We start from the raw sequence: 24,321 nt of genomic DNA on the forward strand, positions 1-24,321 counted from the left end.
CGCCATGCCTGCCCTGCACGCCATGCAGTACGCGATCACCCTGCCCGCCGACTACGACATGCAGATCATCCGGAAACGGGTGAAGTCCAGGGGCCACCTCCTGGACGACTTCGCCGGACTCGGCCTCAAGGCCTACGGCATCCGGGAGCGAGGAGTCGACGGCTCACCGGTCAACCAGTACGCGCCGTTCTACCTCTGGGCCGACCCGGAGGCCATGAACCGCTTCCTCCTCGGTGACGGATTCCGCGGTGTGGTCCGCGACTTCGGCCGCCCGTCCGTCCAGCACTGGCAAGGGCTGTTCCACCGGCCGGGTCCGGCCGTGGGCACGCTCCCGCACGCCTTCACCCGGCGGACGGAGACGCTCGCCGAGGACGCCGACGTGGCCGATGCCCTCGCGGGTGCGGTGGCCGGGCACGAGGAGCTGGCCACGACGGACGGGGTGCACACCACCGCGCTCGCCCTGGACCCGCGGCGCTGGGAGCTGGTCCACTTCACCCTCTGGTCCCACGCCTCCCCCGGGTCCGCGGGCGACCGTTACGAGGTGCTGCATCTGTCCGCCCCGGACACCGGCCGGCTCGGCACGGGACGGCAGTGGTGAACGGGCCCCTCGCCGCCCCGCCGGCCGCCCCCGCCGTCCGTACGGTCCTCGGCGACATCCCCCCGGCCGACCTCGGCATCTGCGACGCACACGACCATCTCTTCCTGCGCAGCCCGCTGCTGCCGGGCCAGGAGCTGGACGACCCCGGGGCCGCGGCCGCCGAGCTGCGCGCCTTCCGCGCGGCGGGCGGTGCGGCGGTGATCCAGTGGACGCCGTACGGCATGGGCCGGGGCGCCGCCGAACTTCCGCGACTGGCACGGGAGTCGGGGGTGCGGATCGTCGCCGCCACGGGGCTGCACCAGGCGGCGCACTACACGTCCGAGGTGCTGGAGCACGTTCGCTCCGGTCTGGCCGGGCGGTTCGTCGCCGAACTGACCGAAGGGATCGGCGGCACCGGCCCGCGCGCCGGGATGATCAAGGTGGCGGGCGGCTTCCACGGTCTGGACGCGCACGCCCGGCACACCATGGCCGCGGCCGCCGAGGCCCAACGGGCGACCGGTGCGGTCATCGGCGTCCACCTGGAGCTGGGCACCGGGGCCCTGGACGTACTCGACCTGCTCTGCGGCACGTTGGCGGTCCCGCCGGACCGGGTGATCCTCGGCCACCTCAACCGCTCACCGGACCTCGTCGTCCACCGGACGGCCGCAGCAGCCGGTGCGTATCTGGCCTTCGACGGTCCCTCGCGGGCCCACCATGCGACCGACTGGCGGCTGCCCGAGGCGCTGGCGGCACTGGCCGAGGCGGGCTTCGGCGACCGGATCCTGCTGGGCGGCGACACCACGACGGCCGCCGCCCGGTCGGTGAACGGCGGCCCCGGCATGCCCCATCTGCTGCGCCGTCACCGGGAGCGCCTCGAAACCGCCCTGGGTACGGACCTGGTGGCCCGGTTCCTGACGGCCAACCCGGCCCGGGCCTTCGCCGCCACCTGGCCGCGGGGCCCGCAGCCGGGCCGCGGGACGGAGCCGGCGCCTACCGCGTGACCGAGATCCCCACATGTGGCCGCTTGCCGCCGCGCACCAGCGCTCCGACGCTGTCCATCAGCCGGAACCGCAGCCCGTATTTGCCCGCCATCGCCCTGCGCACCCGCCCGAGTTCGTCCTTCCCCTCCAGGAGCCGGCCGGTCCCCTCGACGGCCTGCGCGCCCTCGGCGATCCGGCCGCGCACATCGCACGGGGTGACGGTCACCCGCGCGTCGTTGCGCAGCCGCTTCACCTTCCAGCTGTCGTCCCGCGTCCACACCAGGAGTTCGTCGCCCTCGGCCACCGCCCATACGGGGGTGGCCACCGGGGTCCCGCTCTTGCGGTACGTGACCAGGCTGACGTAGGGGCTGCGGGCGACCGCGTCGGGAATCATGGCCACAGCCTAGGACGGGTCCGGACGGCCCCGCCGTCCGCCCGGAAGGCGGCGTACCAGATGCCGCGAGCCGGACGGGCGAGACGGTCCCCGCGCCGGCACCGGTGCGGATCAGCCCCGGCAGCAGCGCACCCCAGGGCGAGCCGGCGTCGACCGGCAGCATGAGCAGGTCGCCCACGCCGACGGTCGCCGTGCCGCCGTGCCGCCACCGAGCGTCCCGTGCACGGGGAACCGGTGCGGCGCGCTGCGCCCCGCCGCCGCCCTGCTCCCCTACCGCTCCAGGATCACCAGCGGATCGTCCAGCACCGGCTGCCAGGCCAACTCCGCCGCGCCGACCAGGCTGTTGTGGTCGAGGCTGCTGGGCAGGATCGGCACTCCGCCGCTGCGGCCCCACAGGCTGCGGTCGGCGACCACCGCGCGCAGCCGCTCCGGGTCGGCCTCCAGCAGGGCGCGGTGCAGTCCGCCGAGGACGATGCGGTCGGGGTTGAGGATGTTGACGAGGCCGGCGATGCCTAGGCCGAGGCGGTCGATGAGGAGATCGGCGGCGGCGCGGACGCCCGGATCGGCGTACTCGTCCCGCAGCAGGTCGGCGGCCTGCTGGAGCAGGGAGACCTCGGGGCCGGGTGCGCGGCCCGCGGCACCGAGGAAGGCGAGCGGGTCCGCCTCGACGTCCAGGCAGCCGCGGCTGCCGCAGTGGCAGGGTGCCCCCTCGGGGTTCACCGTCAGATGGCCGACCTCCAGGGCCAGGCCCGAACTGCCGCTGTGCAGGCGGCCGTCGAGCACCAGCGCCCCGCCGACACCGCGGTGGCCGGACCCCACACAGAGCAGATGGCGGGCGCCCTGCCCGGCGCCGTGCCGGTGTTCGGCGAGCGCCATGAGGTTCACGTCGTTGCCGGTGAAGCCGATCGCGTCGGTCACTCCGGGGATGCCGGCGTCGGCCAGCGACCGCAGGAACAGGGCGCGCACGGGGGCGCCGGCGGGCCAGGCGAGGTGGAGCGGGTTGAGGGCCTCGCCGTCCGGTTCGGCGACCGCGGAGGGCACCGCGAGGCCGGCGCCGAGGCAGCGGCGCCCGGTCTCGCGCAGCAGGTCCGAGCCGGCCGCGACCACGTCGGCGAGGACGTGCGCGGGATCGGCGGGGATGGTGCCGCAGCCGGTCGAGGTCGCGACGATGCGGCCGCCGAGGCCCACCAGCGCGACCCGGAAGCCGTCGGCGTGGATCTGCGCGGCGAGCACGACCGGTCCGCGCTCGGCGACGAACAGCCGGTGGGAGGGGCGCCCTTGCGAGCCGGCCGAGGCCGTCGGCCGCGAATCGACGGTGATCAGGCCGAGCGCTTCGAGCTCGGCGGCCACCGCCCCCGCGGTCGCGCGGGTCACGCCGAGTTCGGAGGTCAGGACGGCGCGGGTGGGCGCGCGTCCGGTGTGTACGAGCTCCAGTGCGGGTCCGAGGGCGCCGCGGCCCCGCTCCAGCCTGGTTGTCCGAGTCTGGGTCACCCCTCTATTCTGGCTTTGTGCCGACACTAAACAAAATACGGAGGGTCCTTACGACGCAGAGGGGCCCCGCCCCCGCCGGTCCGCGCCTGACCCGTCTCCGTATCGCCCTCACCGCATTCTTCGCCATGGACGGCTTCCTCTTCGCCGGATGGGTCGTCCGCATCCCCGCGATCAAGGCGCAGACCAGCGCCGGCGCGGGCGCGCTCGGGCTCGCGCTGCTCGGCGTGTCGGCGGGCGCGGTCGCCTTCATGATGATCACCGGCAGGCTGTGCCGGCGGTTCGGCAGCCACGCCGTGACGACCGCTTCCGGTGCCGCCCTCGCGCTGAGCATCGTGCTGCCGCCGCTCGCCCACTCGGCGACCGCGCTGGGCCTGGTCCTGCTGGTCTTCGGCGCCGCGTACGGCTCGCTCAACGTCGCGATGAACAGCGCCGCGGTCGACCTCATCGGCGCCCTGCGGCGCCCCGTGATGCCCGGCTTCCACGCCGCCTTCAGCCTCGGCGGCATGCTCGGCGCGGGCCTGGGCGGGCTGCTCGCGGGCAGCCTGTCCCCCACCGTCCACCTGCTGCTGCTCGCCGCGATCGGGCTGCTGGTGACGGCCGTCGCGGGCCTCGTCCTGCGCGCACATCCGGCCCCGGCCGTCCCCGAGCGGCTGTCCACGACGGAGGAGAAGAGCGGACCGCGGCAGGGCCGGGCGGGCCGCCGCCTGGTGCTGGTCTTCGGGCTGATCGCGCTGTGCACCGCGTACGGCGAGGGCGCCATGGCCGACTGGGGCGCGCTGCACCTCTCCCAGGACCTGGCCGCCGGACCCGGTACGGCCGCCGCCGGATATGCGGTGTTCGCGCTGGCGATGACGATCGGGCGGCTGTCCGGGACCGCGCTCGTGCAGCGCTTCGGCGCGGCACGGGCGCTGATCGCGGGCGGGACGACGGCCACCGCCGGCATGCTGCTCGGCGCGCTTGCCCCGTCGGCCGGTGCGGCCTGTGCCGGCTTCGCCGTCGCGGGCCTGGGGCTCGCCAACATCTTCCCGATCGCCATCGCCCGGGCCGGCGAGAGCGGCGGCCCGGACGGGGTCGCCGTGGCCTCCACGGTCGGCTACGGCGGCATGCTGCTCGGCCCGCCCGCCATCGGCTTCCTGGCCGAGGCCGTCGGCCTGCCGACGGCCCTGACGACGCCGGCACTGCTGGCCGCGGTCGCCGCGGTCATCGCGTACGCCACCCGCGGGGCACACCACACCGGGCGGCGGTGAAGCGACCGGCGCGTCACCGTCCGCGCATGCCGCTCCGCACGCCCCGCGTGCGGGCCGGCGGCCCCGACCCGCGCGGGTCCACTGTCAGTACCGGCTGGCACACTCGTGACCATGGAGATCACTGAGTTCGTCGATTCGCTGCGACTGGACGGAAGCCTGCTGGCCGACGCCGCCGAGGAGGCGGGGCCGGACGCCCGCATTCCGGCCTGTCCCGAGTGGCAGATGCGGGATCTGGTCACCCACACCGGGCGGGTCCACCGCTGGGCGGCGGATTTCGTGACGCAGGGCGTGCAGCAGCCCGGCCCTCCCCCCGAGGCCCCGGACCTGGCCGACGACGACCTCGTGGCCTGGCTGCGCGAGGGCCATCACCACCTCGTCCTGGCGCTGCACTCCGCCCCGCAGGACCTGACGGCCTGGACCTTCCTGCCCGCTCCGTCCCCGCTGGCGTTCTGGGCCCGCCGGCAGGCGCACGAGACGTCGGTGCACCGCGTGGACGCACAGCAGGCGGCCGGTGCCTCCCTGACGCCCCTGCCGTCCGCCTTCGCGGCCGACGGGATCGACGAACTCCTGACGGGTATTCACGGCCGTGACCGCAGCCGGGTCCGGACGGACGTCCCCCGGACGCTGCGGGTGCGCGCGACCAACGCGCCCGGCGCCGACTGGACCGTGCACCTCTCCGACGCGCCGCCGCACACGGTGCGCACCACCGCGGACGACGGCGCCGACGGAGCGGACGCCGCGAAGCCCGCGGACTGCACGGTCGAGGGCCCGGCCGAGGAGCTCTACCTCGCGCTGTGGAACCGTCTGCCCTGGGACGCCCTGACGATCACCGGCGAGGAGACGGTGGCCCGGCTGTGGCAGGAGCGCTCCGGCATCTGACGGACCGGAGCGGGCGGCGCCTGGAAGACTGACGGTATGTCACCCAGCCGTACGCAGGCGGAACGCGACGCGATCACCGTCGAGATCATGTTTGCCCTGTTCAGCGGCGCCTTCCTGGGCGCGGCCGCGTTCGGGGTGCTGGCCGGAGCGGCGGTCTGGGGCCCGGTGCCGGGCCCGTGGCGCGGGCCGTGGCTCACGGTGAGCGGTGCCCTCGGCGGGGTGCTGTGCTGCGTCCAGGTGGTGCGGGTGCTGCGGCGTCCGCCCGGCCGGCCACGGCCCGGGCCGTCCCCCGGGGACGTCGTCTGGCGTCAGCCCAGCCAGCCGGGCCGCACCAATCCCGACTCGTAGGCCAGGACGACGAGTTGGGCGCGGTCACGGGCGCCCAGTTTGACCATGGTGCGGCTGACATGCGTCTTGGCGGTGAGCGGGCTGACGACCAGCCGGCGGGCGATCTCCTCGTTGGAGAGGCCGATGCCGACCAGCGCCATCACCTCGCGCTCCCGCTCCGTCAGTCCGGACAGCGCGTCCGCCGCGGCCGGCTCCTTGGAACGGGCCGCGAACTCGGCGATGAGGCGGCGGGTCACGCCCGGCGAGAGCAGCGCGTCACCTGCCACGACCGCGCGCACGGCCCGTAGCAGCTCCTCCGGTTCGGTGTCCTTGACCAGGAAGCCGGAGGCACCGGAGCGGATCGCCTCGAAGACGTACTCGTCCAGCTCGAAGGTGGTCAGCATGACGACCTTCACCTCCGGCAGCCGCGGGTCCTCGGTGATCCGCCGGGTGGCGGCCAGACCGTCCACCACCGGCATCCGGATGTCCATCAGGACGATGTCCGGGCGGTGTTCACGGACCGCCGCCAGCGCCTGCTGCCCGTCCCCGGCCTCGGCGACCACCTCGATATCGGGCTGGGCGTCCAGCAGCACCTTGAACCCGGCCCGGACCAGCAGCTGGTCGTCGGCGAGCAGTACCCGGATCACGACTCCTCCTCGGTGGCGGCCGGGGTCACCGTATCCGTGCACGGGGCCCGGCCCGGGTCGTGCGCCCCGGGCAGCGGGATACGGGCCCGTACCCGGAAGCCGCCGTCCGGGCGCGGGCCCGCCTCCACGGTGCCGCCCAGTGCGGCCGCCCGCTCCCGCATCCCCACCAGACCGTTGCCGCCGCCCTCCGGACCGTCCGCCGCGGAGGTCGCCGGGCCGTCGTCGTCGACCCGGATCTCCAGCGCTCCGGGCGTACGGACGAGCAGCACCCGGGCGGTGCGCGAGCCGGAGTGCCGGACGATGTTGGTGAGCGCCTCCTGGACGATGCGGAAGGCGGCGAGGTCGGTGCCGGGCGCCAGGGCGACGGGGGCGCCCTCGGCGGTGACCTCCACGGCGAGACCGGCGCTGCGGGCCTGCTCGGTGAGTTCGGGCAGCCGGTCCAGGCCGGGGGCCGGGGAGCGCGGCGCGTCCCCCGGGGTGCGCAGGGTGTCGAGGACCTGGCGGACCTCGCCGAGCGCCTCCTTGCTCGCGTCCTTGATGGTGCTCAGCGCGGACCGCGCCTGCTCCGGGTCGCTGTCGAGCAGCGCCAGGCCCACGCCCGCCTGGACGTTGATGACCGAGATGCTGTGGGCGAGGACGTCGTGCAGCTCGCGGGCGATCCGCAGCCGCTCCTCGTCCGCCCTGCGGCGCTCCGCCGCGGCCCGCTCGGCCCGCGCCCTCGCGAGCTGCTCGCGGCGCACCCGTGCCAGCTCGGAGAGGGCCACCACGGCCACCACCCAGGCGAGGACGAAGAATTCCTGCTCCCAGGGGGCGGGCCCGTCGTGCGGGGGCGGCAGCCGGCGGTAGAGCCAGTAGGCCACCAGGACGTGACAGACCCACACCCCGCCCAGAGCGCACCAGGCGACCTTGCGGTACCCGGCGACGATCGCCGCGAAGGCGCCGAGGGCGAGGGTGAGGAAGACCGGGCCGTACGGATAGCCGGCCGCGAGATAGACCGCGGTGGTGGCGGCGGTGCCGAGGGCGACGGTGCGCGGGCAGCGGTGCCGGAACAGCAGCAGGGCCGTGCCGGTGACCAGCAGCACGCGGGCGAAGGCGTCCAGCGGGACGCGGCCCGGCTGGTCGTGCCCCGCGAAACCGGAGCCGACCAGCACGAGGGCCGTCACGGCGAGCGTCGAGAGCCACGGCAGCCGGGTGCCGGACCGGCTCAGGGCGCCCTCGGCCGGGGGCGACGGCCACCGCTCCCGCGCCGGACCGGGGCAGCGCCGCGCCCAGGGCGGCCATGCGTTCTCCATGCCCGTCACGCTAGACCGCGGCGGGGCACGGCGGCGTCACCCCGGCGCGGTGCTCCGGCGTACTCCCGGGGGAGTACGGACCGGGGTACGGGGCCCACGGGCCGCGACGCGCGCCGGTGACACGCCCCGCGCCGCTGCCCGGCGCCGACCGGCCCCGGCTCACCCCCGGTCCATCGCCTCCAGCGCACGGCGCGCCACCGAGTGGGTGCGGACGATCTCGGCCAGTGTGGTCGTCCCGCGGGTGATCTTCGCGAAGGCGAGCCAGGCCGGGCGGAAGCCGGTGACCGCGGCGTGCATCAGGCCGGGGCGGCGAGAGAAGACCTTGAGCATCTGGCGCCCCACGCCCATCTCCACACCGAGGCCCGCCTTGATGGCGAAGGCGTAGTTGAGGGCCTGACGACGGGCGTCCACCGCGTCATGGGCCTCGGAGACGCGCACCGCCCACTCCCCCGCGAGCCGCCCCGACCGCAGCGCGAAGGAGATGCCCTCCCGCGTCCAGGGCTCCAGCAGCCCGGCCGCGTCGCCGCACACCAGCACCCGGCCGCGGGACAGCGGGGAGTCCTCCGCGCGGCAGCGCGTCAGATGCCCGGACGAGATGCTCGGCTCGAACCCGGCAAGGCCCAGCCGGCCGATGAAGTCCTCCAGATAGCGCTTGGTCGCCGCCCCCTCGCCCCGCGCGGAGATGACACCGACGGTGAGGGTGTCGCCCTTGGGGAAGACCCAGCCGTAGCTGCCGGGGATCGGGCCCCAGTCGATGAGCACCCGGCCCGCCCAGTCCTCGGCGACCGGTGCCGGTACCGGGATCTCCGCCTCCAGGCCGAGGTCGACCTGGTCGAGCTTGACCCCGACATGGGCTCCTATCCGGCCCGCGCTGCCGTCCGCGCCGACCACGGCGCGCGCCAGCACCACCTCGCCGTCGCCCAGCACCACCGCGACGGTCCTCCGGTCCGGCACCTCGGCGCCGTGCTGCTCCACCCGCGAGACCGTGACGCCCGTACGGACCGTGGCGCCCGCTTCCTTGGCCGACTCGACCAGCCGCGCATCGAAGTCGGGGCGGTTGATCAGCCCGAACAGCATGTTCTTGGAGCGGCGGGTGCGGGTCAGCCGGCCGTTCAGCGAGAACGTCACCGCATGCACCCGGTCGCGCAGCGGCAGCTCGAAGCCGGGCGGCAGCGCATCCCGCGACGGGCCGATGATGCCGCCGCCACAGGTTTTGTAGCGCGGCAGTTCCGCTTTCTCCAGGAGCAGCACCCGGCGTCCTGTACAGGCCGCGGCATGCGCGGCCGAGGCGCCCGCCGGCCCCGCACCCACCACCACGACGTCCCACACCTGCTGGTTGTCCTCGGCTGCGTGCTCGCTGCTCACCTGTGCTTCTGCTCCCGTCCGATGCCTGGCTGCGCGTACCGCCCGCATCCTACGGGCCGGTGTTGCGCAAGGGTCCTGTGGGAAGATCGGGAGCACTGATGCCCGTACGTCCCGCCCGTCCGGCTCACGAGGCCGGACGGCCCGTACGCACAACGTCGCGCCCACAAGGAGCGTTCCATGTCTGACAGCACGCTCGCACAAACCGTCGCCGCCCTGCAGCCGCGCGCCAGGACCGAGCTGGCCGAGCTGGTGGCCTTCAAGTCCGTGGCGGATCCGGCCCAGTTCCCCAAGAGCGAGTGCGAGGCGGCGACCGAATGGGTCGCCGGGGCACTGCGGGGGGACGGTTTCCAGGACGTGGCGCTGCTGGACACCCCGGACGGCACCCAGTCCGTGTACGGCTTCCTGCCCGGCCCGGCAGGCGCCCCGACGGTGCTGCTGTACGCGCACTACGACGTGCAGCCGCCGCTGGACGAGGCCGCCTGGATCTCCCCGCCGTTCGAGCTGACCGAGCGCGACGGCCGCTGGTACGGCCGCGGCGCCGCCGACTGCAAGGGCGGCCTGATCATGCACCTGACGGCGCTGCGGGCGCTGCGGGAGCACGGCGGTGTGCCGGTCAACGTCAAGGTGATCGTGGAGGGTTCGGAGGAACAGGGCACCGGCGGCCTGGAGCGCTACGCCGAGGCGCACCCCGAGCTGCTGACCGCCGACGCCATCGTGATCGGCGACACCGGCAACTTCCGGGTCGGTCTGCCGACGGTGACCGCGACGCTGCGCGGCATGACGCTCGTACGGGTGCAGGTCGACACCCTGGAGGGCAATCTGCACTCCGGCCAGTTCGGCGGCGCGGCCCCCGACGCGCTGGCGGCGCTGATCCGGATCCTGGACTCGCTGCGCGCCGAGGACGGTTCGACCACGGTGAACGGGCTGGCCGCGGACGCCTCCTGGGAGGGCCTGGAGTACGCGGAGGAGGACTTCCGCAAGGACGCCAAGGTGCTCGACGGCGTCGGCCTGGTGGGCAGCGGTTCGATCGCGGACCGGGTCTGGGCGCGTCCGGCCGTCACGGTGCTCGGCATCGACTGCCCGCCGGTGATCGGCGCCACCCCGTCCGTACAGGCCGGCGCGCGGGCACTGGTGAGCCTGCGGGTGCCGCCGGGCACCGACGCCCTCGAAGCCACGAAGCTGCTGACCGCACACCTGGAGAGCGCCGCCCCCTGGGGTGCGCGGGTCGCGGTCGAACAGGTCGGACAGGGCCAGGCGTTCCGCGCGGACACCGACAGCCCGGCGTACGCCTCGATGGCGGCGGCGCTGCGCGAGGCGTACGACGGCGAGGAGATGCAGATCGCCGGCATGGGCGGCTCGATCCCCCTGTGCAACACGTTGGCCGGGCTCTACCCGGACGCGGAGATGCTGCTGATCGGCCTGAGCGAGCCGGAGGCCCAGATCCACGCGGTCAACGAAAGCGTTTCGCCGCGGGAACTGGAGCGGCTGTCTCTGGCGGAGGCGTTGTTCCTCCGTCGGTTTGCGGCTAGCGGTAGCTAGTCGTTTCCCACGTTTTTGTCTTTTCCGCCGTGGTGGTTTGTCGCCGTTGCCCGCCCGCTGCGCGGTGCGCCCGCCGTTTCGCCTGGCGGCGGGCCGGTCCGGTGCGCTTTGCCTGTCCGCTGCGCTTTGCCTGTCCCGTCGTGGTGGTTGTTCGCCGTTGCGCCTGCGGCGGGCGGGGTCCGCTGCGCGGGGCTGTGGGTGCGGTGACGGACCTGCGGGGCCTGGTGTGTGGACTGCTGCGCTTTACGTCCACACACCAGGCCCCTCCGGCCCGCCCCCTCCCGTGGGGGAAGTGAGTGAAGGCCGGTGGGGGCGGGCCGCCGATAGCTGTTTCGGTAAGACCCGCGAGGCGCACCGGACCACCCACCTGCAGCCCCACCACCGTTTTCCCTACCACCCACGGGAGGGGACGGGTCGGAGCGGGTGGGGGTGTCCGGACGTAAAGCGAAGCAGTCCGGACACCCCCACCCGCGCAGACCCGTCACCGCACCCCGACAGCCCCGCGCAGCGGACCCGGCCCGCCGCAGGCGCAACGACGGGCGCACCGCGTCAGCGGGCGACAAACGGCGAGCAACCACTACGGCGGCAAAGCCAAAAACGAGGCGCGGCAAAGCGCAGCGGACGGGCCCGCCGCAGGCGCAACAGCGGAAAAGCCAAAAACGAGCCGAGGCAAAGCGCAGCGAAAGGGCAACGACGGGCGTACCGCGTAGCGGGCGATGAACGGCGAAAAACCACCACGGCGCGAAAGACAAAAACGTGGGGCTCACCCCACGGGCACACCGGCCTCAAGGTGAAGCGGACACCCCCGCTCCCGGGCGCGAAGCGCCCACCGCAGGCGGTTCCAGCGGACCGGCGGCAGCATCGTCTCGGCCTCGGCCTCGGTGGCGAAACGCCACCCCCGCAACTCCGCGCCGGGCAGCAGAAGCTTGCTGATGCGGTCGTCGGTCAGGGTGCCGCCGTCGTAGAGCAGGCGCAGGCCGCCGAAGCCGGGTGGTTTGGGGGCTTCCCAGTCCAGGACCAGCAGCCGGGGGGCTCGGGGGAGCTCGATGCCCAGTTCCTCGGCGACCTCCCGTACGCCGGCATGGGCGGGCGCCTCGCCGGGTTCGACGATGCCGCCGGGGAATTCCCAGCCGGCCTTGTAGGTCGGGTCGACGAGCAGCACCCGGTCCTGGTCGTCGAAGAGGAGTACGCCGGACGCGAGCGTCTCGGCGGTCGGTTCGGGGGTCTGCACGATGTCGCAGGCGCCGGCGCCGGTGCGGACGGCCTCGGCGACGCGTTCGGCGGTCTGCCGGGGGGTGAGCCGGGTGGTGTCGACGACGTGGGCGTCGCCCTGGAGCCAGGGCAGTGCGTCGGCGTACGGGCCCAGGTGTTCCAGGCTCCAGCGGCGCGTCGACGCGGTGGCCTCGGCGTCCCCCGACACGTCCTCCCGCTCCGCTATTCGGGCTCGAAGGATCGTTTCCTCCGCGTGCAGCAGGACGTGCCGTACGGGGATCCGGCGGGCTGCCAGGGCGCCGAAGATCTCGTCGCGGTACTCCTGACGCAGCAGCGTCATCGGCGTGACCAGCGGACCCGGCACCTCGGTGAGCAGCGCCGCGGCGGTGTCCACGACCATCCGGCGCCAGGCCGGCAGGTCCTGGTAGTCGTCGATCTCCTCGAACCGCTTGGCCGGCAGCATCAACCGCAGTCCGCTGCCGAGGAGTTCGGGGTCGTAGAGCGTGCTTCCGGGAAGCAGGTCGAGCAATTCATGAGCCGTAGTGGTCTTGCCCGCACCGAACGTGCCGTTCAGCCAGACGATCACGGTTTCCCCTCTTCCCTAGACCCAGGTGAGTTGCCCGCCACACCCTGCCACGGAAACGCTCGGGGTCACGGGCCGCGCGCACGACCGGGAACGTTGCGCATTCGACTATCGGCGCGGCCAGGGAGGGTTCCCACCCCCGGGGACGCGCCGGTCGCGAAATGCCCCGCGCGGAGGATGTCGGTCACCGTATCCGCCGCCGCGAAGCCCCCGGCAAACAAGCGCTCCCCCGCCCCTCCTGTACCGAAACCCTCATGGGCATGCCGAGTTCCCGGGCCGGCGGGGGCCCGGGAGGGGCCGCATATGACGGCGGCCCCTCGTGCGGCGGCGGCATGTTCCACGCGGCCGGGTCGGCTACCCCTTGCTCGCGCCGAGGGTCAGTCCGGCGATGAAATGCCGCTGGAGGAGCAGGAAGACCACGATCGTGGGGAGCGCGACGAGGACGGATCCCGCGGCGAGAAGGTTGTAGTCGGTGAAGAATTGGCCGCGCAGATTGTTGAGGGCCGAGGTGACGGGGAGTTTGTCGCCGTCGGAGAGGAATACCAGGCCCCAGAGGAAATCGTTGTACATCCAGGTGAATTGCAAGGTGCCCAGGGCAGCGAGGGCGGGCCGGCACAGCGGAAGGGTGACCCGCCAGTACTGCGCCCAGACGCCGGCGCCGTCGACGATCGCGGCCTCCAGGATTTCCCGTGGCAGGGTACGCATGAAATTCGCCAGGACGAAGACGCAGAAGCCGAGTTGGAAGGCGGTCTGCACGGCGATGACGGCCCAGTAGGAGTCGTACATCGTCAGGGAGTCGGACATCCAGTACGGCAGCGGAACCTTGTTGAACAGGACGTAGAGCGGGGTGACGATCACCTGCTGGGGCAGCAGGTTGCCGGCGGTGAAGACCATCAGCAGGACGAGGCCTCCGCGGATGCGCAGCCGGGCGACGGCGAAGGCCACGAACGAGGCCAGGAAAAGGGTGAGCAGGACGCCGGGGACGGCGATGAGAAGCGAGTTGAGAAAGTACCGGCTCATCCCGGAGTCGGCGAAGGCCTGTCGGTAATAGTCGAAGGAGAGATGCCGCGGGAGGGAGAAATAGCCGTATCGCGCGGTCTCTTCGTAGGGGCGCAGCGAGGCGTAGACCGCCAGCAGCAGCGGGGCGAGGAAGGCGAGCGAGACGGCGGAAAGGAAGAGGTGGACGCCGAAGCGGCCGCGGTGGCGGGCCGGCGCGCGGGTGGGCCGCGTGGCGGACGGCGCGGTAGCGGCGGGTGCGGTCATCGCCGCTCCTCCCCTCGGAGTTCCTGGACGAGATAGGTCACGATGAATCCCAGCGAGACCAGCAGCAGGACGACGGCGATGGCCGAGCCGAATCCGATCCGGCCTGCCTCCCCGATGATGTTGTCGGTGACCAGCACGGACAGCAGTTCCAGGCCGTTGCGGCCCTTGTTGATGGCGTAGACGATGTCGAAGGCGCGCAGCGATTCGATGACGGTGATGACGCCGACGATGACGTTCACCGGGCGCAGGGTGGGCAGTACGACCCGGAAGAAGGCCTGCCGTTCGCTGGCGCCGTCGAGGGCGGCGGCCTCTTTGAGGCCGGGGTCGACGGATTTCAGTCCGGCGAGATAGAGGATCATGACATAGCCGGCGTGCCGCCAGCAGGCGGCCAGCAGGACCATCCAGATATTGATTCCGGGATTCCCCAGCCAGTCGGTGGGATTCCGGCCACCGATGACGGCGTTCAGCGCGCCCTGGTCCCTGGAGAGGATCAGCTGGGCGATAAAGCCGACGACGGCGAGCGAGAGCACCACCGGCATATAGAGCGTCGACTGGTAGAAGCGGCTGAAGCGGACCCCGCGGTCGATGAGGACGGCGAGCAGCAGGCCGAACGGGGCCGCGAGGAACCCGAGGAAGCCCAGCCACAGAAGGTTGTGGCGGACCGCCGGCCAGAACTGGGGGTAGGTGGTGAAGAGGTTGTCGTAATTCTTCAGGCCCGCCCATCGGATATCGCCGATGCCGTCCCAGGTGGTGAAGGACAGTCCGATGGAGGCCAGTGTCGGGCCCCAGATCAGGGCGAGGTCGAGCAGGAGGGGTATGCCCAGCAGCACGCCGAGGACGACGAGGTCACGGCGGGTGTGGCGCCGCGGCCCCGGTCTTCCGGCGCGCCGTGCGCGGGTGTTCGGCACGGCGGTTCGCTCCCCGTCTTTCACAGCGGCCGTCTGACGGCGCTCATTCGGCGGAAAAGATCTGCTTCTTCTGGCGTTCAATGTCGTTGACCAGGCCGTCGATGTCATCCGGATTGCTGAGGAACTGCTGGATCGCCTGGATCATCACGGTCGAGGCGAAATCGGGCCGGGTGTCGCGGTCCATGAACTGCGATATCTGCCGGGCGCCCGATACGAGTTGGACGGCCTTCTTCTGCAGCGGGGTGTACGCGGCGGTGTCCGCACCGCTGTTGACCGCGACGTTGTTGGGGTCGGACGCGAGATAGACGTCCTCCGCCTCGGGCGTGGCGAGGAACGTCAGCAGGTCCTTCGCCCCGTCCTTGTCCTTGGCCTTCTTCGACATCAGAAATCCGTCGATCGGGGCCTCGACCGCGTCCTGTCCATGGGCCGGATCGATTTCCGGGAAGGGGAAGAAGTCCAGGTCCTCCCGGTCGGCGGTGCTGAACTGCTGGCCGGGGTGCGGCAGTCCGAGCACGGTCATACCGGCTTTCTTCTGCGCGAGGGACTGTGCGGCCTCCTGCCAGGTACGGCCGTTGGCGCCCTTTTGGTGATAGGGCATCAGGCCTCGCCACAGGTCGAAGACCTGCTTGACCTGCGGGCTGTTCCAGGCCTTCTGTCCGCGCATCAGCGCGATATGGAAGTCGTAGCCGTTGGCGCGCATATTGAGGTAGTCGAAGGTGCCCATCGCCGGCCAGCCGTCCTTGTCGCCGAAGGCGAACGGCACGATTCCGTCCTTCTGCATCTGCCGTGCGAGCGCCCGGTATTGGTCGAAGGTCCTGGGGATGTCGTACCCCTTCTCCCGGAACACGCTCTTCCGGTGGAAGACGGCCCACGGATAGTAGTAGTACGGCACCAGGTACTGCTTGCCGTCCAGCCCCGTCGACTGCTTCTTCAGCGCGGCGGAGAACCCGTCGAAGCCCCGCCACAGATCGCTGATGTCGGAGAGCAGCCCCTTCTGTGCGAAGTACTGCATACGGTTGCCGGCGAACCACATGAAGACATCGTCCGGAGTGCCCTGAAGGTAGCGGTTGATGTTCTCCTGGAAATTCTCGTGATTGACGGTGTTGACCCGCACCGTCTTCTTCGACTTCTTCTCATAGGCCTTGAAGGCCCCGGCGAAGGCCTTCTTCGGCACGGCGTCCGAGGCATTCGACCCCATCGTGACGCCCGGTGGACCGCTGCCGCAGGCGGCGAGCAGGGACGGGAGGGCCACGGCCCCCGCGCCGAGCGCCGCGCTCCGCAGCAGCGTCCGGCGGGACATCCGACGACCTGCCGTCTCCCCGTACATATCCGAGCCGCTGATCGTGAACTGGACCATGTCCCCCTCCTCAGGGGTGGAACCAAACAGAACCGAACGCGAGTGGATGGGATCTCACTCCGAACAGCAGGTCCAGTCAAGGGTTTTGGCAGGCGAACCAGGAACCGTTACCGCTCCTCTTCCAACAGACTCCAACAAGCCCTACCGTAAACACTCGCACGCGACCGGTTGCACCACCCCACACACCTCTCGCGAAGACGGAGGACGCGAACCATGCGCGTTCACATCCGCACCATCCACCGGCGAGGTCACCGAAGAATCGTCGGAGCGCTGTCCGCCGCCCTGCTGTGTACGGCAGGGGTGACCGCCCTGCCCGCCGCGGCCCGTACGCCCGACTCCCCGGGAGCCGGCCCCGCCTCCACCGCCGCGGCCCCCCGGCTCCCCGACGGGCTCGCCAAGACGCCCCCGATGGGCTTCAACAACTGGAACTCCACCCACTGCCGGGCCGAGTTCAACGAGGAGATGGTCAAGGGCATCGCCGATCTCTTCATCGCCAAGGGCCTCAAGGACGCCGGCTATCAGTACGTCAACCTCGACGACTGCTGGGCACTGCCCACCCGCGACGGGAACGGCAAGCTGGTGCCGGATCCGCAGCGCTTCCCCCACGGCATCAAGGCGGTGGCCGACTATGTCCACTCCAAGGGACTGAAATTCGGCATCTACACGAGCGCCGGTATCAAAACCTGCAATCCGGCCGGATTCCCCGGCGGCCTGGGCCATGAGAAGTCCGACGCCCAGCAGTTCGCGGACTGGGGCGTGGACTACCTCAAGTACGACAACTGCAATAACCTCGGTGTGGACGCCAAGCAGCGGTACCGCACGATGCGGGACGCGCTCAAGGCCACCGGGCGGCCCATCGTCTACAGCATCTGCGAATGGGGCGAGAACAAGCCCTGGGAGTGGGCGTCGGACGTAGGGCATCTGTGGCGCACGACCGGGGACATCAGTGACTCCTGGTCGAGCATGCTCGGGATCGCCAAGCAGAATCTGCCGCTCGCCCCGCACGCCGGTCCCGGCCACTGGAACGACCCGGACATGCTGGAGGTCGGCAACGGCGGCATGACCGACACCGAGTACCGCAGCCACTTCGCCCTGTGGTCGATGATGGCCGCCCCGCTGCTGATCGGCTCCGATCTGCGCAAGGCCACCCCGGAGACGTTCGAGATCCTGGCCAACAAAGACCTCATCGCCATCGACCAGGACCCGCTCGGCAAGCAGGCCACAGTGGTGAAGTCCGAGTCCGGCCGCTGGACGCTGGTCAGGCAACTGGCCGATGGCGCCCGCGCGGTGGCGCTGTTCAACGAGACCGGCCGGCCGCAGCGGATCACCACCACCGCCGGGGAACTGGGCCTCCCGCAGGCCGACGGCTACCGGCTGCGCGATCTGTGGCGGCACCAGAACACCCACACCACGGGCACGGTCTCGGCGACCGTCCCGGCGCACGGCACCACCGTCTACCGGATCTCCGCCGACAAGCGCTGGGCCGCCTACCCACCGGCCGTCGAGACCGGCACCGACCGTACGCCGCTGGTCGAGGCCGGAACGCCCGGCGGCCTCCGCTCCACCGTCCGCAACCTGGGCGGCACCCCCGCGACGCACCTCACCGTCACGCTGAAGGCCCCGCAGGGCTGGCGGGTCCGGGCCACCTCTCCGGCAACGGACCGCGCGCTGCCCGGCGGCAGGACGCTCACCACCGGCTGGAAGATCACCGCACCGGCCGGCACCGCCCCCGGCGCCTACGATCTCCCGCTCACCGCCGACTACCGCTCACCACGCGGCGAGCGGATCACCACCACGCTGCCCGGCACCGCCCATGTCGTGGTGCCGCCACCGGCCGGGACCGCGGACGCCGCCGACCTCCCCTGGCTCACCGCCACCAACGGCTGGGGCCCGGTCGAGAAGAACACCAGCGTCGGCGAGAGCGACGCCGGGGACGGCAGGCCGCTCAGCATCGGCGGCACCGGCTTCGCGAAGGGCCTCGGGGTGCACGCCCCCAGCGAGGTGAGCTTCTACACCGGCGGGCGGTGCTCCGTGTTCACGGCCCAGGTCGGCATCGACGACGAGTCCGGTGACCGCGGGTCGGTGGGCTTCGAGGTGTGGGCCGACGGCAAACAGGTCGCCACCAGTCCCTCGGTGACCGGGGCCGACGCCGCCAGGACCGTCAGTGCGCCGGTCGCCGGAGCGCGGACCGTCCAGCTCGTCGTGACCGACGGCGGGGACGGCATCGACTACGACCACGCCGACTGGGCGGACGCAAAGTTCCAGTGCTGAACACCGGCCAAGCCCGCCACGGCGGGAGTTGACGACTCCGGGCGGGCCTCCTCGGCCCGCCCGGACCCGGTACGCCGCACCGGAAGCGGTCAGCAGGTGGGCAGGCCGGGGACGGGCTGATCGTTCGCCCCACCCTTGAGGTAGACCACGCTGACGTAGACACCGGAGTTGCCGCTGTCGTCATCGGTCCTCGCCCACCAGACGTTCGTCCACTTCCCGTACGTCTCCCGGTGGCCCAGCTTCGTCTGGCAGTAGAAGTAGTTGGTGCCCGAATTGAGGGTGCCGACCTGCCGGAAGGACCGGTCGTACGAGCTCGCGGTGCGCCACACCTCGCAGTTGGCCTTGCCGCCGCCGATCGACGCACACGACGGCCCTTGGGTCGGCTCACCGCCGCCGCTGCCGCCGCTGTCGCCGCCGGAACCGCCGGACGTGCCGCCCTGGCCATCACCGCCTCCACCGTCCGTGCCGCCCTGGGCGCCACCGCTCCCGTCCGAACTCCCGCCCGTGGCAGCAGTCTTGGACTGCCCCTTGGACGTACCCGCACCGGAGGGCCGGTCCGAAGCGGACGGCACTGTTCCCTCTCCGCCGTTCCCGCCCCTCGCCTCGCCCTTGCCGTCGGACCTCCCCCCGGAGCTCCCGCCGGACTTCCCCTCGGCCTTGTCGCCGCCCTTGCCGGCGGACACGCCCGGCGCACCCTGCCCGTCCGGCGTCCCGGCCGGCGGAGCCGACTGCCGCCCGCGGTCCGCGACCGCAGCGCTCGGGCCCCCGCCGACCAGCGCATAGGTCGCACCGCCCCCGGCCGCGAGCACGGCGAGCACGGCCGCCGCGGCAAGGCCCACACGGCGCCGCCCGCGGGCGGGGACCCGTTCGGTATCCCGCCCGGCCGGGTTTCCCGCGTACGGAGGGGCACCCGCACCGCCCATGGACGGACCGGCCACCACGCCGGGCGGGTCACCGGCGGGGCCGGCGGTCGGGAACGTGTAACCCGGTGCCTGGTTCCTGGTGGCGTCGGCCTGCCCCTGGGGGGCCTGGTGTGGCGACGGGGGCGTGAGGTGCGGGTCGTGCCCGGGGTGTCCAGGCGGCGACGGCGTTGGTGGCGACGGCGGCGTGGGCCCGGTCTCCGGTACGCCCTGGGACCCGGAACCGGAAAGCCAACCGGGCGGCGGAGAAGCCGCGTCGGCGGCGGGACCGGACGGCTCCTGCGGCGGGGACTGCGGGGCGACCGCCCGTACGTCGGTCGCCGTGGGCAGGTACGAAGCCCCGAGCCCGGGGTCGCGCCCCTCGGCCACGGCCTCCAGCAGGCTCCGGGCGCGAGCGGCGGTGGGCCGGTCGGCCGGGTTCTTGGCCATCAGGGCGTGCAGTACGGGGGTGAGCGGCCCGGCCCGCCGGGGCTCGGGGAGCGCCTCGGTGACGATCGCGGTGAGCGTCGACCACACCGACGTACGCCGGAACGGCGCACCGCCGCCCTCGACGGCCGCGTACAGGGTCATCCCGAGGGACCAGATGTCCGAGGCCGGGGTGGGGTCCTGTCCCTGCGCCCGCTCGGGCGGCAAGTAGTCGAGCGAGCCGACCAGTTCGCCGCTGCGGGTGAGATGGGTGGTCGCGCCGTCGCCCGGGGCCTCGATACTGGCGATGCCGAAGTCGGTGAGGACCACCCGGCCCTCCCCGGCGCCCGAACGGCCCGCGCGCTGACCCCAGTTGTCCAGCAGGACATTGCCGGGCTTCACATCGCGGTGCAGCACACCGGCCCGGTGGGCGGCGTCCAGGGCATCCATCACCTGGGCGCCGATCCGGGCGATCTCCCTCGGAGCGAGCGGGCCCCGCTGGTCCAGGACGTCGTCCAGCGAGGGGCCGTCCACCAGCTCCATGACGATGACGGGGCGCCCGTCCTCGTCGATGACGTCGTGGACGGTGACCACACCGGAGTGCCGGATGCGGGCCGCGGCCCGTGCCTCGCGCTGCATACGGGTGCGCAGATCGGCCAGTTCGGGGGCGGAGGCATCGGTGTAGGCGCGCAGGACCTTGACCGCGACCTCGCGGCCCAGCACCTCGTCGACGGCGCGGCAGACCACGCCCATGCCGCCGCGCCCGATCCGGCCGGTCACGCGGTACCTGCCGCCCAGCAACCGCCCGGTCAGGTCGGCGTCATGGCCGCGGCGCGGCCCGCTCGCGGCGGCGGCAGGTGGCGCTCCATGGCCGGCCTCCCCGGCGGCGTCGCCCGGTGGGGTGGCGCCGCCCGGTGGGGTGGCGCCGCCCGGTGGGGTGGCGCCCGTTCCGTCGGAGCCGCTCGCGCCGTCCGCCCCGCGCTCCTCGTCCGCTCCGCCCTGCTCGGGCTCCCCCGGTGTCACCGTCGCCGATCCCCTCGATACCCGTGCCTGTGCCCCTACGCCGTGGACGCCACGGTGTACGGCGCGGTCGGCAACAGACTAAGGGGCGCGCGGGGGCCCGTGGGGGCGTCAGGGCGCGGGGACGAAGGCATCGGTACGGGACCGTTGCCGGGCGGCCGCGGCGGCGCCCACCACCCCGGCGTCCGTTCCCATTTGAGCCGGTACGACCGTCAGGCCCCGCACGAACGACAGCGTCGCGTACTCCCGCAGGGCAGCCCGCAAGGGGGCGAAGAGGACGTCACCCGCGCCCGCGACTCCCCCGCCGATGACGGCGATATCGATCTCCACGAGCGTGGCGGTCGCGGCGATCCCGGCGGCCAGCGCCCGCGCGGCCCGTTCGAAGGAGCGCAGGGCGACCGGGTCGCCGGCGCGCGCGGCGGCGGCGACGGCCACGGCGCTGGTGTCGCCGTCGGGTCCCGGCTGCCAGCCGTTGGCCAGCGCCCGGCGGGCGATGTTGGGCCCGCTGGCGATCCGTTCGACGCAGCCGCGGGACCCGCACGGGCAGGGGTCGCCGTCGACCTCGACGCTGATGTGACCGATGTGCCCAGCGTTCCCCGTGGGGCCCGGGTGGAGCCGGCCGTTGAGGACGAGTCCGCCGCCGACGCCCGTGGAGACCACCATGCACAGCGCGTTGGCGTGATCGCGCGCGGCACCCAGCCAGTGTTCGGCCGCGGTCATCGCGACACCGTCGCCGACCAGCACGACCGGGCGCTCCCCGACGAGCGCGCGCACTCCGGCGACGAGCGGGAAGTCGCGCCAGCCGGGGATGTTGACGGGGCTGACGGTGCCGGACGAGGCGTCGACCGGGCCCGCGCTGCCGATGCCGACGGCCGCCACCCGCGCCCAGTCGGGCCCCGCGGCCAGCTCGGCGACCACCTCGGCCACCGCACGCATCACCGTCGCCCCGTCCTTGTCGGCGGGGGTGGGCCGGGCGGCCCGTTCGAGGAGTCTGCCGCGGGCATCCACCAGAGCGCCGGCGATCTTGGTACCGCCAATGTCCAACGCTGCGCTGAGGTCGGTCTGCATCGGTGTGGAATCTCCTGGTGGGCCCGGGGGCCGAGCGTACCGGCCCGGCGTGAGAACGCCAGTCTTCCCCCGATTGACAACGTTGTCTAGAGGCTATGCTCGACGCCACACCCGACGCCGACAGAATCAGGACCGCACACCGTGACGGACACCGCGCGGGGCACCTCCCGCCGCTATGGCACCCGGCCCACGATGAAGGATGTCGCGGCGCGCGCCGGGGTCGGCCTCAAAACGGTCTCCCGCGTGGTCAACGGCGAACCGGGCGTCACACCGGACACCGAGCGACGGGTGCAGGAGTCCATCACCGCGCTGGGGTTCCGCCGGAACGATTCCGCCCGGATCCTGCGCAAGGGGCGTACGGCCAGCATCGGCCTGGTGCTGGAGGATCTCGCCGACCCGTTCTACGGCCCGCTCAACCGCGCCGTCGAGGAAGTCGCCCGCGATCACGGCGCACTCCTGATCAACGGCTCCAGCGCCGAGGACCCGTCCCGCGAACAGGAGTTGGTGCTGGCGCTGTGCGCACGGCGGGTGGACGGGCTGGTCATCATCCCGGCCGCCGACGACCACCGCTATCTGGAACCGGAGATCGCGGCCGGGATAGCCACCGTGTTCGTGGACCGCCCGCCCGGCCGGATCGACGCGGACGTCGTGGTCTCCGACAACTTCGGCGGCGCCCGGGACGCGGTGGCCCACCTCATCGCGCACGGCCACCGCCGGATCGGCTTCATCGGCGACCAGCCGCGGATCCACACCGCGCGCGAACGACTGGGCGGCTACCGCTCGGCAATGGCCGCCGCGGGCCTGCCCGTCGACGACTCCTGGGTGTCGCTCGGCTCCACCGCACCGGACTGCGTACGCGCCGCCGCCACCGCCATGCTGGACGCCCCCGAACCGGTCACCGCCCTCTTCGCGGGCAACAACCGGGTCACCGTCACCGCCGTACGCGTCCTCGGCGAACGCCCGCGCCCGGTCGCGCTGGTGGGCTTCGACGACTTCGAACTGGCCGATCTCGTCCGGCCCGCGATCACGGTCGTCGCCCAGGACCCCGCGCTCATGGGCCGGACGGCCGCGGGGCTGCTCTTCCGGCGCCTGGAGGGCATCGAGGACCCGCCGCAGCGCAGGGAGATCCCCACCCGCCTGATCGCCCGCGGCTCGGGCGAGGTCCCTCCGTCGGAGAGCTGAACTCCCCACCTGACGTGGGCCGGACGCCGGGGCCGGACGCCCCGGGGCCGCCGCGGGGCGCCTCCGGGCAGGTCCCGCACCGGTGATCACCGATCGTCGCGGCGCGGAGCCTCCGCCCGGCCCACCCTCTTCCAGATCAGCACCATCCCCACCACGAGCACGATCAGCGCGACGATCACGATGACCCCCTTGATCGCGGCGTCGGCCAGGAAGTGGGCGAGGAGGTCGGACCCCTCGCTCCCCTCGCCCCCGGCTCCCCCTCGGGCGAGGACGTCATACGCCGGACCGACACCCGCCGGAACGCCGCCGGTCATCGGACGTCCCCCCGCCCCGGCTCCCGTACGCGCTGCCGCTGCCCGCGCCCGTCGTCGTCCAGGTGACGGGCCGCCGCCCGCACCACCGCGCCGGCCACCGACCCGCGGCCCCGGGACATCCCGCCACGGCCCCGCGCGGCACCCCGGTCGTCCAGATAGCGGCTCACGGCCTGCGCGGCGGGTGCCGCATACCGCCGCGCGGCGTCGAGCCTCCCCCGGCGCTTCAGGACGAGCGCCACGGCGAAGACCAGCAGGGCCAGCACCACCAGAGCGCCCGCGATCAGGCCGAACCGGATGAGAAGAAGGTTCAGAACCCGCTCCACGACCATCCCTCCATTCTTTGTATCACAGGTGTGATAGAAAACAATTTATCACAGTCGTGATACAAAGGGTCCATGCCCAAGCAGGTGGACCGAGAAGCCCGGCGCCGTGACGTCGTCGACGCCCTCTTCCGCGTCGTCGTACGGGACGGCATCCAACGTGCCTCCCTGCGCACCGTCGCCGACGAGGCCGGGCTCAACATCGGTTCGGTCCGGCACTACTTCGCCGGCCAGGAAGAGCTGATGCGCTTCGCGATGCGGTCGATGCTCGACCGGGTCGGCGCCCGACTCCAGCACCGCATCGACGCGTTGGGCGATCTGAGCGGGCTGGCGGCGCCGCAGATCCGCCGCTGCGCGGTGGAGCTGCTCTCCGAACTGCTGCCCCTGGACGACAGCCGGCGCGCCGAGGTCACCGTGCTCGTCGACTTCTCCACGGCGGCGCGGACCCACCCCGCGCTCGACGACCTCGCCCGGGAGACCGCCACCGGCACCCGGACCCTCGTCCGACGCATCCTCGCCCGGCTCGACACGGCGGGCGGCCTGCGGCCGGGGCTCGCCCTCGACACCGAGACCGAGCGGCTGACGTCCCTCCTGGACGGCCTCACCTTCACCGCCGTACTGCGGTCCGACGTACTGGACGCACAGACCTGCGCCACGGTCCTGCGCGCACATATCGACGACCTCGGGCCGGCCACGGACTGAACGCGCGAGGCCCCCGCCGGGGGGCGGGGGCCTCGTGGCACTGCCGGACCTGCGAACG

General features: G+C 72.8%; 22 protein-coding genes. 9 read left to right on the top strand and 13 right to left on the bottom strand.

The genetic code is table 11. The features are described 5' to 3' along the window. Window positions 1-13: 13 nt before the first annotated feature. Both Scani_RS22755 and Scani_RS22760 read left to right on the top strand, forming a co-directional pair. Window positions 14-598 (top strand): DUF4865 family protein, encoded by a 585-nt coding sequence (locus tag Scani_RS22755; RefSeq protein ID WP_159482310.1) that lies wholly within the window; start codon window positions 14-16, stop codon window positions 596-598. Next, complete coding sequence (locus Scani_RS22760) at window positions 592-1,578, top strand: phosphotriesterase family protein (protein ID WP_371872370.1); 987 nt, start codon at window positions 592-594, stop codon at window positions 1,576-1,578. The genes Scani_RS22755 and Scani_RS22760 overlap by 7 nt, the downstream gene beginning before the upstream one ends. Here the strand turns inward: Scani_RS22760 and Scani_RS22765 are convergent. Both Scani_RS22765 and Scani_RS22770 read right to left on the bottom strand, forming a co-directional pair. After that, on the bottom strand, window positions 1,568-1,951 hold the full coding sequence (locus tag Scani_RS22765) for a PPOX class F420-dependent oxidoreductase (protein WP_159479321.1): 384 nt from the start codon (window positions 1,949-1,951) through the stop codon (window positions 1,568-1,570). The two genes, Scani_RS22760 and Scani_RS22765, sit on opposite strands and share 11 nt — an antisense overlap. A 270-nt stretch (window positions 1,952-2,221) precedes the next feature. Further along, entirely contained in the window at window positions 2,222-3,442 is a 1,221-nt protein-coding gene (locus Scani_RS22770; protein ID WP_159479323.1) for an ROK family protein, read from the bottom strand. 17 nt (window positions 3,443-3,459) lie between these two features. On the opposite strand from Scani_RS22770, the gene Scani_RS22775 reads away from it, so the two are divergent. The 3 genes from Scani_RS22775 to Scani_RS22785 all read left to right on the top strand — a co-directional run bounded on the left by Scani_RS22775 (window position 3,460) and on the right by Scani_RS22785 (window position 5,916). After that, the gene (locus Scani_RS22775; protein WP_344571055.1) at window positions 3,460-4,689 is read left to right on the top strand and encodes an MFS transporter; all 1,230 of its coding nucleotides are present in this window, start codon (window positions 3,460-3,462) and stop codon (window positions 4,687-4,689) included. Window positions 4,690-4,800: 111 nt separating this feature from the next. Then, the gene (locus tag Scani_RS22780) at window positions 4,801-5,568 is read left to right on the top strand and encodes a maleylpyruvate isomerase family mycothiol-dependent enzyme (RefSeq protein WP_159479326.1); all 768 of its coding nucleotides are present in this window, start codon (window positions 4,801-4,803) and stop codon (window positions 5,566-5,568) included. A gap of 36 nt (window positions 5,569-5,604) precedes the next feature. Beyond that, on the top strand, window positions 5,605-5,916 hold the full coding sequence (locus Scani_RS22785) for a DUF6332 family protein (RefSeq protein ID WP_174872744.1): 312 nt from the start codon (window positions 5,605-5,607) through the stop codon (window positions 5,914-5,916). Here Scani_RS22785 and Scani_RS22790 read toward each other — a convergent pair. The 3 genes from Scani_RS22790 to Scani_RS22800 form a co-directional block, all read right to left on the bottom strand. Further along, on the bottom strand, window positions 5,877-6,542 hold the full coding sequence (locus Scani_RS22790) for a response regulator transcription factor (protein WP_159479328.1): 666 nt from the start codon (window positions 6,540-6,542) through the stop codon (window positions 5,877-5,879). The genes Scani_RS22785 and Scani_RS22790 overlap by 40 nt on opposite strands. Then, window positions 6,539-7,834, bottom strand: coding sequence for a sensor histidine kinase (locus tag Scani_RS22795; RefSeq protein WP_159479330.1), 1,296 nt, complete (start codon window positions 7,832-7,834; stop codon window positions 6,539-6,541). Before Scani_RS22795 ends, Scani_RS22790 begins: the two co-directional genes overlap by 4 nt. Before the next feature lie 159 nt (window positions 7,835-7,993). Further along, window positions 7,994-9,199 (bottom strand): geranylgeranyl reductase family protein, encoded by a 1,206-nt coding sequence (locus Scani_RS22800; protein WP_159479332.1) that lies wholly within the window; start codon window positions 9,197-9,199, stop codon window positions 7,994-7,996. A gap of 177 nt (window positions 9,200-9,376) precedes the next feature. On the opposite strand from Scani_RS22800, the gene Scani_RS22805 reads away from it, so the two are divergent. Beyond that, a complete protein-coding gene (locus tag Scani_RS22805; RefSeq protein WP_159479334.1) occupies window positions 9,377-10,738 on the top strand; it encodes a dipeptidase in 1,362 nt (453 codons plus the stop codon). Between the two features lie 763 nt (window positions 10,739-11,501). Here Scani_RS22805 and Scani_RS22810 read toward each other — a convergent pair. The 4 genes from Scani_RS22810 to Scani_RS22825 all read right to left on the bottom strand — a co-directional run bounded on the left by Scani_RS22810 (window position 11,502) and on the right by Scani_RS22825 (window position 16,004). Next, the gene (locus Scani_RS22810; protein ID WP_159479336.1) at window positions 11,502-12,536 is read right to left on the bottom strand and encodes an NUDIX hydrolase; all 1,035 of its coding nucleotides are present in this window, start codon (window positions 12,534-12,536) and stop codon (window positions 11,502-11,504) included. 351 nt (window positions 12,537-12,887) lie between these two features. After that, window positions 12,888-13,796, bottom strand: a complete 909-nt coding sequence (locus Scani_RS22815; RefSeq protein WP_159479338.1) for a carbohydrate ABC transporter permease — start codon at window positions 13,794-13,796, stop codon at window positions 12,888-12,890. Continuing rightward, the gene (locus Scani_RS22820) at window positions 13,793-14,704 is read right to left on the bottom strand and encodes a carbohydrate ABC transporter permease (RefSeq protein WP_159479340.1); all 912 of its coding nucleotides are present in this window, start codon (window positions 14,702-14,704) and stop codon (window positions 13,793-13,795) included. Before Scani_RS22820 ends, Scani_RS22815 begins: the two co-directional genes overlap by 4 nt. Before the next feature lie 43 nt (window positions 14,705-14,747). Continuing rightward, the gene (locus Scani_RS22825) at window positions 14,748-16,004 is read right to left on the bottom strand and encodes an ABC transporter substrate-binding protein (RefSeq protein ID WP_159482312.1); all 1,257 of its coding nucleotides are present in this window, start codon (window positions 16,002-16,004) and stop codon (window positions 14,748-14,750) included. 270 nt (window positions 16,005-16,274) lie between these two features. On the opposite strand from Scani_RS22825, the gene Scani_RS22830 reads away from it, so the two are divergent. Next, the gene (locus Scani_RS22830) at window positions 16,275-18,332 is read left to right on the top strand and encodes an NPCBM/NEW2 domain-containing protein (RefSeq protein ID WP_174872745.1); all 2,058 of its coding nucleotides are present in this window, start codon (window positions 16,275-16,277) and stop codon (window positions 18,330-18,332) included. 89 nt (window positions 18,333-18,421) lie between these two features. On the opposite strand, the gene Scani_RS22835 is transcribed toward Scani_RS22830, so the two are convergent. Beyond that, entirely contained in the window at window positions 18,422-20,680 is a 2,259-nt protein-coding gene (locus Scani_RS22835) for a serine/threonine-protein kinase (protein ID WP_246296093.1), read from the bottom strand. 108 nt (window positions 20,681-20,788) lie between these two features. After that, window positions 20,789-21,745 carry an ROK family protein gene (locus tag Scani_RS22840; RefSeq protein ID WP_159479342.1) on the bottom strand — a complete coding sequence of 319 codons (957 nt, stop codon included), beginning with the start codon at window positions 21,743-21,745 and terminating at the stop codon, window positions 20,789-20,791. A gap of 141 nt (window positions 21,746-21,886) precedes the next feature. On the opposite strand from Scani_RS22840, the gene Scani_RS22845 reads away from it, so the two are divergent. Continuing rightward, on the top strand, window positions 21,887-22,927 hold the full coding sequence (locus Scani_RS22845; RefSeq protein ID WP_159479344.1) for a LacI family DNA-binding transcriptional regulator: 1,041 nt from the start codon (window positions 21,887-21,889) through the stop codon (window positions 22,925-22,927). Window positions 22,928-23,013: 86 nt separating this feature from the next. Here the strand turns inward: Scani_RS22845 and Scani_RS22850 are convergent, their stop codons facing one another. Both Scani_RS22850 and Scani_RS41145 read right to left on the bottom strand, forming a co-directional pair. Then, window positions 23,014-23,241: a hypothetical protein gene (locus Scani_RS22850; RefSeq protein ID WP_159479346.1), complete on the bottom strand. Its 228-nt coding sequence runs from the start codon at window positions 23,239-23,241 to the stop codon at window positions 23,014-23,016. Beyond that, a complete protein-coding gene (locus tag Scani_RS41145) occupies window positions 23,238-23,564 on the bottom strand; it encodes a hypothetical protein (RefSeq protein WP_159479348.1) in 327 nt (108 codons plus the stop codon). Before Scani_RS41145 ends, Scani_RS22850 begins: the two co-directional genes overlap by 4 nt. Window positions 23,565-23,636: 72 nt before the next feature. Here Scani_RS41145 and Scani_RS22860 point away from each other — a divergent pair, with 72 nt between their 5' ends. After that, window positions 23,637-24,263 (top strand): TetR/AcrR family transcriptional regulator, encoded by a 627-nt coding sequence (locus Scani_RS22860; RefSeq protein ID WP_159479350.1) that lies wholly within the window; start codon window positions 23,637-23,639, stop codon window positions 24,261-24,263. The last annotated feature ends 58 nt before the right edge of the window (window positions 24,264-24,321 follow it).

Source organism: Streptomyces caniferus, assembly GCF_009811555.1.
Lineage (GTDB): Bacteria > Actinomycetota > Actinomycetes > Streptomycetales > Streptomycetaceae > Streptomyces > Streptomyces caniferus.

What these genes read in the sequence shown, in the direction of transcription:
- Scani_RS22795 (WP_159479330.1), bottom strand. Translation starts at nt 7,834, where the DNA reads ATGGAGAACGCATGGCCGCCCTGGGCGCGGCGCTGCCCCGGTCCGGCG.
- Scani_RS22850 (WP_159479346.1), bottom strand. Translation starts at nt 23,241, where the DNA reads ATGACCGGCGGCGTTCCGGCGGGTGTCGGTCCGGCGTATGACGTCCTC.
- Scani_RS22805 (WP_159479334.1), top strand. Translation starts at nt 9,377, where the DNA reads ATGTCTGACAGCACGCTCGCACAAACCGTCGCCGCCCTGCAGCCGCGC.
- Scani_RS22780 (WP_159479326.1), top strand. Translation starts at nt 4,801, where the DNA reads ATGGAGATCACTGAGTTCGTCGATTCGCTGCGACTGGACGGAAGCCTG.
- Scani_RS22860 (WP_159479350.1), top strand. Translation starts at nt 23,637, where the DNA reads ATGCCCAAGCAGGTGGACCGAGAAGCCCGGCGCCGTGACGTCGTCGAC.
- Scani_RS22785 (WP_174872744.1), top strand. Translation starts at nt 5,605, where the DNA reads ATGTCACCCAGCCGTACGCAGGCGGAACGCGACGCGATCACCGTCGAG.
- Scani_RS22825 (WP_159482312.1), bottom strand. Translation starts at nt 16,004, where the DNA reads ATGTCCCGCCGGACGCTGCTGCGGAGCGCGGCGCTCGGCGCGGGGGCC.
- Scani_RS22765 (WP_159479321.1), bottom strand. Translation starts at nt 1,951, where the DNA reads ATGATTCCCGACGCGGTCGCCCGCAGCCCCTACGTCAGCCTGGTCACG.
- Scani_RS22830 (WP_174872745.1), top strand. Translation starts at nt 16,275, where the DNA reads ATGCGCGTTCACATCCGCACCATCCACCGGCGAGGTCACCGAAGAATC.
- Scani_RS22840 (WP_159479342.1), bottom strand. Translation starts at nt 21,745, where the DNA reads ATGCAGACCGACCTCAGCGCAGCGTTGGACATTGGCGGTACCAAGATC.
- Scani_RS22815 (WP_159479338.1), bottom strand. Translation starts at nt 13,796, where the DNA reads ATGACCGCACCCGCCGCTACCGCGCCGTCCGCCACGCGGCCCACCCGC.